10 protein-coding genes are annotated in these 10889 nt (G+C 64.1%); 7 read left to right on the forward strand and 3 right to left on the reverse strand.

What is annotated here, in order from left to right:
- Positions 1 to 329 precede the first annotated feature (329 nt).
- On the reverse strand, positions 330 to 1235 hold the full coding sequence (locus tag ACZXDY_RS42795) for an alpha/beta hydrolase family protein (RefSeq protein WP_464349628.1): 906 nt from the start codon (positions 1233 to 1235) through the stop codon (positions 330 to 332).
- Positions 1236 to 1406: 171 nt separating this feature from the next.
- On the opposite strand from ACZXDY_RS42795, the gene ACZXDY_RS42800 reads away from it, so the two are divergent.
- Genes ACZXDY_RS42800 through ACZXDY_RS42810 form a run of 3 tightly spaced genes read left to right on the forward strand, consistent with a single transcriptional unit; the run spans position 1407 to position 4949 of the window.
- Positions 1407 to 2795: a class II 3-deoxy-7-phosphoheptulonate synthase gene (locus tag ACZXDY_RS42800; protein WP_464349629.1), complete on the forward strand. Its 1389-nt coding sequence runs from the start codon at positions 1407 to 1409 to the stop codon at positions 2793 to 2795.
- Between the two features lie 3 nt (positions 2796 to 2798).
- Positions 2799 to 3152 carry a diacylglycerol kinase gene (locus ACZXDY_RS42805; protein WP_028166519.1) on the forward strand — a complete coding sequence of 118 codons (354 nt, stop codon included), beginning with the start codon at positions 2799 to 2801 and terminating at the stop codon, positions 3150 to 3152.
- A 45-nt stretch (positions 3153 to 3197) separates the two neighbouring features.
- Positions 3198 to 4949 (forward strand): NAD+ synthase, encoded by a 1752-nt coding sequence (locus ACZXDY_RS42810; protein WP_464349630.1) that lies wholly within the window; start codon positions 3198 to 3200, stop codon positions 4947 to 4949.
- Here the strand turns inward: ACZXDY_RS42810 and ACZXDY_RS42815 are convergent, their stop codons facing one another.
- Both ACZXDY_RS42815 and ACZXDY_RS42820 read right to left on the reverse strand, forming a co-directional pair.
- Complete coding sequence (locus ACZXDY_RS42815) at positions 4950 to 6125, reverse strand: DUF2865 domain-containing protein (RefSeq protein WP_464349631.1); 1176 nt, start codon at positions 6123 to 6125, stop codon at positions 4950 to 4952.
- A gap of 158 nt (positions 6126 to 6283) precedes the next feature.
- Positions 6284 to 6589, reverse strand: coding sequence for a hypothetical protein (locus ACZXDY_RS42820; RefSeq protein WP_464349632.1), 306 nt, complete (start codon positions 6587 to 6589; stop codon positions 6284 to 6286).
- Between the two features lie 290 nt (positions 6590 to 6879).
- Here ACZXDY_RS42820 and cysS point away from each other — a divergent pair, with 290 nt between their 5' ends.
- From cysS to ACZXDY_RS42840, 4 genes are all read left to right on the forward strand, one after another.
- The gene (gene cysS / locus ACZXDY_RS42825; protein ID WP_464349633.1) at positions 6880 to 8292 is read left to right on the forward strand and encodes a cysteine--tRNA ligase; all 1413 of its coding nucleotides are present in this window, start codon (positions 6880 to 6882) and stop codon (positions 8290 to 8292) included.
- On the forward strand, positions 8292 to 8804 hold the full coding sequence (locus tag ACZXDY_RS42830; protein WP_130226349.1) for a GNAT family N-acetyltransferase: 513 nt from the start codon (positions 8292 to 8294) through the stop codon (positions 8802 to 8804). Before cysS ends, ACZXDY_RS42830 begins: the two co-directional genes overlap by 1 nt.
- Positions 8801 to 10399, forward strand: a complete 1599-nt coding sequence (cimA, locus tag ACZXDY_RS42835) for a citramalate synthase (protein WP_130226348.1) — start codon at positions 8801 to 8803, stop codon at positions 10397 to 10399. The genes ACZXDY_RS42830 and cimA overlap by 4 nt, the downstream gene beginning before the upstream one ends.
- Before the next feature lie 129 nt (positions 10400 to 10528).
- Positions 10529 to 10889, forward strand: a 361-nt coding sequence (locus ACZXDY_RS42840; RefSeq protein WP_464349634.1) for a VOC family protein, incomplete at its 3' end; no start/stop codon positions are given.

Raw genomic sequence — 10889 nt, forward strand, 5'->3', positions numbered from 1 at the left:
CTGTGGTCCTACCCCCGTGCTTTTTGTTGCACGGGACCCATGGGTGCAACCGGCACCCGGCTTTCCCTGCGCCCTCTAAGTCGAGGAGGGTGAAACGAGACGCAAAGCTCGGGCAATACATGCCGCGAGAATGCAGATTCACGTTTTTTCCTCAAACTCTATCGTCATGCCCCGCGAAAGCGGGGCATCCAGTATCCGGCGGCCTCTCGGCTCAAGCACCGCCGCCTCTGAATACTGGATCGTCCGGTCAAGCCGGATGATGACAGCGGAGAAGCTGTTTGACATTTGAATCAGATGAATCAGAGCTCGCAATGACGATAGCGCTTGAGCTACTCACCCGCCTCGAGCCATTCCGCGGCGCCGCGCCAGAGCGTGTCGCGGTGCTCGGGACGGAAGAAACCGAAATGGCCGATCTTCTTGACGCCTGCATCCGCCGGCGTGATCGAGATGATCTCCGGTTTGGCGGCACCAAATCCCGAGCAGAGCAATTCGACCGCGGGCCGCGTCGCCCAGGGATCGTCGCTGATGCAGAGCGCACGCAGGGCACCCTCGAATTTTGCGAAGTTCGACACCGTGGTGAGCGCGGCATCATCGAACAGATAGCGCGGGCTGTTCACCCAATTCGTCCATTGCTCGAACACCCCCTTCGGCAAATCCATGCCGAGCCCGGCCCAGCCGGGGGTGTAGCCGAGCATGCGGGTCAACGGCAAAAGGACGTAGTTCATGGCGGCAAAGACCCGATAGCGTTCGGGCGAGGCCATCAATCGCCAGGTCGCGGCTTGGGAAGCGACCAGGAGCGCGCGCGACACCTCGATGTTGTTCGGGATCAGTCCCAGCGCCTGGCCGCCGAAGGAATGGCCGATATAAGCGAGCGGCAGCGCCGGGTAGCGCTCGCGCATCCACCTCACGGCAGCTGTGACGTCGAGCGCGGCCCAGTCCGACATCGAGGCCTTGAAGCCGACCAGCGATTTCGGCTGCTTGTCTCCGCTCACGGACTTCGGCCCGGAATCGCCGGTGCCGCGATAATCGTAGGTGAGGACGACGGAGCCGCGCTTGGCGAGATAGGCGGCAAAGCCCTTGTAGACCTTGCGCGGCACGGCGGTCGCCGAATTGATCAGGACCGCTTGCCGCTTGGCGCCGCGGGGCAGGAACAGCGTCGCTCCGAGAGGGTAGCCGTCGATGGCGGGTACAATGATGTCGTCGGCGAAGACGTCGTCGAGCGCAGCCTCAGCCACTTACGGATTTTCCTTAAGCGTTGACGTTTTGCTCTAACAAATGCGAATTCGACTGTTGTTGCAAGAGCTTGAGCGGACAGATGGAATTCCGGCTGGCGGTCCTTCAACAGCCTGTATATATAGCTTCGCTTTCCCGGATAAGTAGCGGTTTTTGCTCAGGAGTTAACGCCCATGTCCGAGCGCTGGACACCCGACAGTTGGCGCGCCAAGACGGTCTTGCAGATGCCGGACTATCCGGATGCCAAGGTACTGGCCGACGTGGAGGCGCAGCTTGCGACCTTTCCGCCGCTGGTGTTCGCGGGCGAAGCCCGCAACCTGAAGAAGGCGCTGGCGCGTGTCGCTGCCGGCGAGGCTTTCCTCTTGCAGGGCGGTGACTGCGCGGAGAGTTTTGCCGAGCACGGCGCCAACAACATCCGCGACTTCTTCCGTGTGCTGCTGCAGATGGCGGTGGTCCTGACCTATGCCGGCGCGCTGCCAGTGGTGAAGGTTGGCCGCATCGCCGGACAATTCGCCAAGCCGCGCTCCTCGCCGACCGAGAAGGCAGGCGACGTCGAACTGCCGAGCTATCGCGGCGACATCATCAACGACATTGCCTTCACGAAGGAGGCGCGCACGCCCGATCCGCAGCGCCAGTTGATGGCCTATCGGCAGTCGGCGGCGACCCTCAATTTGCTGCGGGCGTTCGCCACCGGCGGCTTCGCCAATCTTGGGAGCGTGCACCAGTGGATGCTCGGCTTCCTGAAGGACTCGCCGCAGTCACGCCGCTACAAGGAACTCGCCGACCGCATCTCGGAAGCGCTGAACTTCATGCGTGCCTGCGGCCTAGACCTCGAGAGCCATCCGGAACTGCGATCGACCGATTTCTATACCAGCCACGAGGCCCTGCTGCTCGGCTATGAGCAGGCGCTGACGCGGGTCGATTCCACGACCGGCGACTGGTACGCGACCTCGGGCCACATGATCTGGATCGGCGACCGCACCCGCCAGCTCGAGAACGGCCATGTCGAATATTTCCGCGGCATCAAGAATCCGATCGGCCTGAAATGCGGCCCGTCCCTGAAGGCCGATGAGTTGTTGAAGCTGATCGACGTGCTGAACCCTGACAACGAGCCCGGCCGGCTGACGTTGATCGCCCGCTTCGGCGCCGACAAGGTTGCCGAGCATCTGCCGGCGCTGATCCGGACGGTGAAGCGGGAAGGGCGGACCGTGGTGTGGTCCTGCGATCCCATGCACGGCAACACCATCACCTCGACATCAGGCTACAAGACCCGGCCGTTCGACCGAGTGCTGTCGGAAGTGAAGTCGTTCTTCGCCGTCCACCAGGCCGAGGGCACCTATGCCGGCGGCGTTCACCTGGAGATGACCGGGCAGGACGTCACCGAATGCATCGGCGGCGCGCGCGCGATCACGGACGAGGATCTCAACGACCGCTACCACACGGTCTGCGATCCCCGTCTCAACGCCGAACAGTCGATCGATATGGCCTTCCTGATCGCAGAGCTCCTGAAACAGGAGCGGGCGAGCAAGGTCAAACCGATGCCGGCAGTAGCGGGGCTCTAACACTTGCTGCGGTTCTGGCGGGCCACCATCAATTCGTGGAACGGCCTTGGCTTTGCGATCCGTTCCGAGCAGGCGGTTCGCGAGGAGGTGGTGGCGCTGTTGTTGTCGGTGCCGGCGGCGTGGCTGATCGGCGCCACCGTGATGCGCTCCGTCGAGCTCGTTGCATCGGTGGTGCTGGTGCTCGTGATCGAGCTGCTCAACACCGCGATCGAGAAGCTCGCCGACCGCCTGACCACGGACCATGATCCGCAGATCGGTCGGGTCAAGGACATGGGCTCCGCCGCGGTCGGCGTTGCGCTGGTGATGGCCGGGCTGTTCTGGCTGTTCGCCCTCGCCGAGCGCATGGGCATGATCTAACGCAGGCGATTGCAGTTTACAGGGGTGCAAGGCACCATTGATCCCATGAGCGAACCTGAGTTCATTGTTACACTGGCGCAACTCAATCCGACTGTCGGCGACGTCGCCGGCAACGCCGCGAAGGCGCGGGCCGCGCGGCAGACGGCGAAGGCCGCCGGCGCCGATCTCATGGTGCTGTCGGAGCTGTTCATCGCCGGCTATCCGCCGGAGGACCTGATCCTGAAGCCGGCGTTCCAGGCCGCCTGCCGTGCCGCAGTCGAGGAACTGGCGCGCGAGACGGCTGATGGCGGACCGGCGGTCCTGATCGGGACGCCCTGGGTCGAGGACGGCAAGCTCTATAACGCCTGCGCGCTGCTCGACGGCGGCCGCATCGCAGCGCTGCGCTTCAAGGCCAACTTGCCGAACTACGGCGTGTTCGACGAGAAGCGGCTATTCGCACGCGGACCGGCGCCGGGGCCGGTCACGGTGAAAGGTGTCCGGGTCGGCGTGCCCATTTGCGAGGACATCTGGCTCGAAGAGTCCGAGGATTATGAGAACGTCGTCGAATGTCTCGCCGAGACCGGCGCGGAAATCCTAGTGGTGCCGAACGGCTCGCCCTATGCGCGCGACAAGAACGATCTCCGGCTTTCGATCGCGGTCGCCCGCGTCACCGAGAGCGGCTTGCCGCTGATCTATCTGAACGAGGTGGGCGGGCAGGACGAACTGGTGTTCGACGGCGCCTCGTTCGCGCTCAACGCTGATCTGTCGGTGGCGGCGCAGCTTCCGGCCTTCGAGGAGAGCATCACGACGCTGCGCTGGACCAGGAGCGAGGCGGGCTGGCGCTGCAACGGACCGATCATGCCACTGCTCGAGGGCGACAAGGCGGACTATGCGGCCTGCGTGCTCGGTTTGCGCGACTATGTCCGCAAGAACGGCTTTCCGGGGGTGCTGCTCGGCGTCTCGGGTGGCATCGATTCGGCGCTCTGTGCGGCGATTGCGGTGGACGCACTCGGTACTGAGCAGGTCCACGGCGTGATGCTGCCGTTCCGCTATACCGCGCAGGTGTCGCTGGATGATGCGGCAAGCCTGACCAGGATGCTCGGCATCCGCTACGAGGTGCTGCCGATCGCGAACGCCGTGAACGGGTTCGAGAAGATCCTTGCCGAGCCGTTCAAGGGCCTGCCGCGCGACATCACCGAGGAGAATTTGCAGGCGCGCACCCGCGGCACCTTGTTGATGGCGCTCTCCAACAAGACCGGCGCGATGGTGGTGACCACCGGCAACAAGTCGGAGATGTCGGTCGGCTACGCCACGCTCTACGGCGACATGAACGGCGGCTTCAACCCGATCAAGGACATCTACAAGACCGAGGTGTTCCGGCTTTCCGCCCTGCGCAACACCTGGAAGCCGGACGGCGCGCTCGGCCCGTTGGGCGAGGTGATCCCGCCCTCGATCATCACGCGGCCGCCGACGGCCGAACTGCGCGAGAACCAGACCGATCAGGACTCGCTGCCGCCCTATGATGTGCTCGATGCGATCCTGGAACGACTGGTCGAGCGCGAGGAGCCGCTCGCGTCGATCGTCGCCGCAGGCTTCGATCGTGAACTGGTCGCGCGTATCGACCGGCTGCTTTCCATCGCGGAATACAAGCGCCGGCAGGCCGCGCCCGGCGTCAAGGTCACACCAAAGAATTTCGGCCGCGACCGCCGCTATCCGATCACCAACCGCTTCCGCGATCGCGGCGAGGCGTTGCCGCAGCCGGACGAGAAGCTGGCGACGCGCGGCACGCGCGCCTCGGTGGAGGCGTTCGAGGGCTGATTATTGTTGTTTCTTCGGGAGGAAAGTCGGGCCAACGGTGCGGATCGGCCGATCTCCCGGCGGGGTCTGGTCGACCGGCGCTGCCGGTGCGTCGGGCGCCGGGCTGGCATTCGCTGATGTCGCGCCCTTCTTCCCGGCCGGGGCCTGCTTGGTGGACTGCTGTTGCGCGCGTTGCTGCATCTTCCGCGCGCTCTCCTCGGTGACGATGATGTCGCCCTGCTGCTCGACGGCGGCCTTGTCGTCGACCGATTTCAGCGCCTCCGCCCAGGTCTGCCCCGCCGGCTTGCAGGAGCAGGACGGGTTGAACTCGGTGCGGAACTTGAACGCGTTCGGCAGCGACGTATAGGGCTGGCCATTGACCGAGACCGCCTGGTTGATGTCCTCGCCGGGATTGCGATAGGCGAACAGGGTTGCTTCCGCTGCCGGACACTGCGCCTTGCAGGTCTTCTCGTCGTCGGCGAAGCGTCCCTGCACCGTCGCAAACGAGATCGGGAAATAGGCGCCGTCACAGCTTCGCACGCAGACCGTACGGTAGGTGCCGGATTGCGGGGCGAGGTCGCCGGTCGGCGGCGCAATGGTCACGTTATCATCGTTACGATTGCCAAAGAGATTGTCGAGGAAATTGCCAGGCCCCCGCACGGCATTGGCATATTGCGGGCCGCAATTGTTCTGCGCGAGCGCAGCCAACACCGAGCGGCGCTGGTTCTCGCGGTCGCCGCCGCCGAGCCCGCCGCTGCGCATCCGCTCCAGGGTCATCATGATTTGATCGAGATTGCTGCGCATCTGCTGGATCTGGGTGTTGATCGGACCGCATTGCGCCGGGCCGTTGTTGAACAGCGAGAAGAAGCCGGAGCCATCGCAGCCCATGCGCCGCCCCTGCGCGATCACACGGTCGAGCTCGGCCTGCTGTCTCGAGGCGGCCTCCTGGTAGCGGCGGATCTGCTCGTCCCTGATCGAATCGCCGCTGCCGCCTCCGCGGTCGATGCTCGCAAGCTGACCCTCGAGCCGGATGCAGATCGGATTGGACGGCGCGCCCGGCGGCGCGTCCTGAGACATCTGCGCGTAAGCATCGTCAGGCGTCTGCGCCAAGGCATCAGTCGCCGGCAGGGCAGTGCCGACCAGAAGGGCGCACATCAAGATCCAGCGGGAGAAGCAAGAGTTCAGACGATTGGGCATGTCCAGTCACAGAATGACGCCGCGCGGCGGGCGAGCCCGACGGCGCGGCCAAGGCCGCCTGCAATAGCCGTTTCTCGGGGCAGCGTCACGTCGTTTCCGGGGCCCCGATGTGGCAAAACCCCGTGAGAATACCGGCCCTTGGCTGCTCCTTGGCCGGATCAGCGCTGGCAGGTGATGGCGATATATTCGCCGCAGGCGCTGCCGCTGCAGTTTCCCGCGGCCTTCGGAACGGCGCCGGTAATTTCGTCAGGATCGACGCGGCGATAGGCGGTGGCCTGGGCAAAATCTCGTGACTGGCAATAGGAGCGGGCGGCGTGCGCCCCGCACTTGTCGCCCCGCGCGAGGCATTCGTCGACACCATAGCCGTCATCATGGTTGGCGATGATGAAGACGCGGCTGTCGGCCAGTGCGGCGGAGGTGGCTAAACTGAATGTGCAGGCAAGGAATGCCGATCGAAATCGCATGGAGCACCGAGTGGGGAAGGGAACCAGTGCCTATCCGATTACGCCCAATACGTTAATAATGATTAACCATGGTGCGTTTGGAATCATCGGAAGGGGCGGAATCGCCTTCAGAACGGGCGCAAACAGCCCTTGACGCCGTCCCCCGGATGGCGCCATGGTGGAACCATGAACGGCCACCTCGCCATCTGCAGCATTTGCCGCGAGATTATTAGCTAGCGATTCGCTGGCTGAGGCCGTCTTTTCTCACATCGAGATCACGTGACGACCCGGCCACAAGGGACGGGTATTCCATGCAATTGCGTCTGTACGATACGTTGACCCGGGAAAAGCGGCCCTTCGTGCCGCTCGATCCCAACAATGTGCGCATGTATGTCTGCGGGCCGACGGTCTATGACTTCGCCCATATCGGCAACGCGCGCCCGGTGATCGTCTTCGACGTGCTGTTCCGCCTGTTGCGGCACGTCTATGGCGAGAACCGCGTCAAATATGTCCGGAACATCACCGACGTCGACGACAAGATCAACGACCGCGCTGCGCGGGATTATCCCGGGCTGCCGCTGAACGAGGCGATCCGCAAGGTCACCGAGCAGACGGAGCGCCAGTTTCACGAGGACGTCGACGCGCTCGGCGCGTTGCGCCCCACCGTCGAGCCGCGCGCGACCGAGCACATCGCGGAGATGCGGGTGCTGATCGAAAAGCTGGTCGCGGATGGTTTTGCCTATGTCGCCGAAGACCACGTGCTGTTCTCGCCGCAGGCGATGAACGCCGCCAACGGCGTGCTGCCGCGTTACGGCGCGCTCGCCAACCGCTCGCTGGACGAGATGATCGCGGGCGCCCGCGTCGACGTTGCCCCCTACAAGCGCGACAACACCGATTTCGTGCTGTGGAAGCCGTCCAAGCCCGGCGAGCCGTCCTGGCCGTCGCCGTCAGGCATCGCAGCGCCGGGACGTCCGGGCTGGCATATCGAATGCTCGGCGATGGCCTGGAAGCATCTCGGCGAGCAGTTCGACATCCATGGCGGCGGCATCGACCTCGTGTTCCCGCATCATGAGAACGAGCTCGCGCAAAGCTGCTGCGCCTTCCACGAAGCGCGTATGGCGAACACCTGGATGCACAACGGCTTCCTGCAGGTCGAAGGCGAGAAGATGTCGAAGTCACTCGGCAACTTCGTCACGATCAGGGAATTGCTGGCGGACTGGCCGGGCGAAGTGCTGCGCCTGAACATGCTCAAGACGCACTATCGCTCGCCGATCGACTGGACGCTGAAAGGATTGGAAGAAAGCGCCAGGACACTCGACGACTGGTATGCCGTGGCAGCGGATGCCGCAGGCGAGCGGCCGGCTGAGGCCGTGGTCGAGGCATTGTCCGACGACCTCAACACGGCGCAGACGATCACGGCGCTGCACGGGTTGCGGAATGCGGCTGTGAGCGATGGAGAGGCGCGCGGCACTTTTGCGGCATCGCTCCGCTTCCTGGGCTTCCTCGGTCAGAGTGCCGCGGAATGGAAGGGCCGCAAGCAGCAGGCGAGTGGCATCGATCCGAAATGGGTCGAAGGCCTGATCTTGGATCGGGCGGCCGCACGTGCGCGGAAGGATTTCAAGGAGTCCGATCGCATCCGCGACGAGCTTGCGGCCAAGGGCGTCGTGCTGAAGGACGGCAAGGGGGCCGACGGCAAACCCGTGACCACATGGGAGTTGGCATGATGGCACAGGCACTCCCACAACCCGGACTGCGACCGTTCCTGCCGGCGGATACGCCGATGCTGGCGGCGATCTTCGTGGCCGCGATCCAGGAACTGACCGGCGACGACTACGGCGAGACGCAGCAGGAAGCCTGGGCAGCCGTGGCTGATGACGAGGTGGCCTTCGGCAAGAAGCTCGCCGGGGAGTTGACGCTGATTGCAACCATCCAGAATTCGCCGGTCGGCTTTGCTTCGCTGAAGAACAACAACCAGATCGACATGCTCTACGTGCATCCGAGCGTGGCCGGGCAGGGCGTCGGCGCGATGCTGTGCGACGCGCTGGAAAAGCTCGCCGGCGCGCGCGGCACCAAGACGCTTTCGGTCGATGCCAGCGACAACGCGCTCGATTTCTTCCGCAAGCGCGGCTACGTCGCCAAGCAGCGCAACAGCGTGAGTATTGAGGGCGAGTGGCTCGCCAACACCACGATGCAGAAGACGCTGGCGAATGGCACTGCCGCGGGAGGCACGCCGTGAGCCGCGAACGTCTCTATCTCTTCGACACCACCCTGCGCGACGGCGCGCAGACCAATGGCGTCGATTTCACCTTGCAGGACAAGCAGGTGATTGCGCAAATGCTGGACGAACTCGGCATCGACTATGTCGAGGGCGGTTATCCCGGCGCCAACCCGACCGACACCGAATTCTTCTCGGCAAAGCCGAAATTCGACCATGCACGCTTCACCGCCTTCGGCATGACGCGGCGTCCAGGCCGCTCGGCGTCCAACGATCCCGGGTTGGCGACGATCCTGGAGGCCAAAGCGGACGCGATCTGCTTTGTCGCGAAGTCGAGCGCCTATCAGGTGCGTGTCGCGCTGGAGACCACGAACGAGGAGAACCTCGCTTCGATCCGTGACAGCGTCGCCGCGGCGACGGCTGCCGGACGCGAGGTGATGGTCGATTGCGAGCATTTCTTTGACGGCTACAAGGAGAATGCCGAGTTCGCGCTGGCGTGCGCCAAGGCCGCCTATGAGGCCGGCGCGCGCTGGGTGGTGTTGTGCGACACCAATGGCGGCACCATGCCACATGAGATCGAAACCATCGTCGGCGACGTCGTACGCCACATCCCCGGCAGCCATCTCGGCATCCACGCCCATAACGATACCGAGCAGGCGGTGGCGAACTCGCTTGCGGCGGTGCGCGCCGGCGTGCGCCAGATCCAGGGCACGCTGAACGGGTTAGGGGAGCGCTGCGGCAACGCCAATCTCTGCTCGCTGATCCCGACGCTCAGGCTGAAGAAGGAGTTCTCCGAGAAGCTTGAGATCGGCGTTACGCCAGAGAAGATGACGACGCTGATGAAGGTGTCGCGCACGCTTGACGACATGCTCAACCGCGCGCCCAACCGGCACGCGGCTTATGTCGGCGAAAGCGCCTTCGTCACCAAGACCGGCATCCATGCGTCCGCCGTGCTGAAGGACCCTCAGACCTACGAGCACGTGCCGCCGGAATCCGTCGGCAATCACCGCAAGGTGCTGGTGTCGGACCAGGCCGGACGCTCCAACGTCATCGCCGAGCTCGACCGGGCCGGCATTCCCTACGAGAAGAACGATCCGAAGCTGACGCGGCTCGTCGCCGAGCTGAAGGAGCGCGAGGCCGCGGGCTTCGCCTATGAATCCGCCAACGCCTCGTTCGAGCTGCTGGCGCGGCGTACGCTCGGAAAGGTGCCGGAATATTTCAAGGTCGAGCAGTTCGACGTCAATGTCGAGCAGCGCGACAATGCCCTCGGCCAGCGCGTCACGGTCGCGCTCGCGGTGGTGAAGGTCAACGTCGCCGGCGAGCGGTTGATCTCCGCTGCCGAAGGCAACGGCCCGGTGAACGCGCTCGACGTCGCCTTGCGCAAGGACCTCGGCAAGTATCAAAAATATATCGAGGGATTGAAGCTGATCGACTACCGCGTGCGTATCCTCAATGGAGGCACCGAGGCAGTGACGCGCGTGTTGATCGAGAGTGAAGACGAGACCGGCGAAAGCTGGACCACGGTCGGCGTGTCGCCGAACATCATCGATGCTTCGTTCCAGGCGTTGATGGATTCGGTATTCTACAAACTGGTGAAGTCAGGCGCGACGGGGTGAGGGGCGCGGCGACGCATCGGCAAACACCGTCATTGCGAGCGCAGCGAAGCGATCCATCTCTCCACGCGTGAAAGCATGGATTGCTTCGCTGCGCTCGCAATGACGGTGAACCTGGGGTGAGGGTAACGCATGATCGACCATCTCTCTGTCGGTGTCAGCGATCTCGAACGTTCCGCGCGCTTCTATGAAGCAACGTTCGCGCCGCTTGGCCTCTCGCGCCTGGTCACGCGTCCGGCCACGATCGGGTTCGGCAAGAGCTATCCCGAATTCTGGATCAACCTGCGCGCCGGCATGAAGCCGGTCGCGTCTGATACGGGCAGTCACATCTGCCTGCGGGCGAAATCAACCGCCGAGGTCGATGCCTTCCATGCCGCGGCCCTGAGTGCCGGCGGCCGTTCCGACGGCGCGCCCGCAGAGCTATGGCCGAAATTGGGTGATGGGGCCGATCAGGCGGCGCGGTTAGCTGGCGTCGTCGATTCTGCGACGCCGT

The organism is Bradyrhizobium sp. LeoB3 (assembly GCF_055456055.1).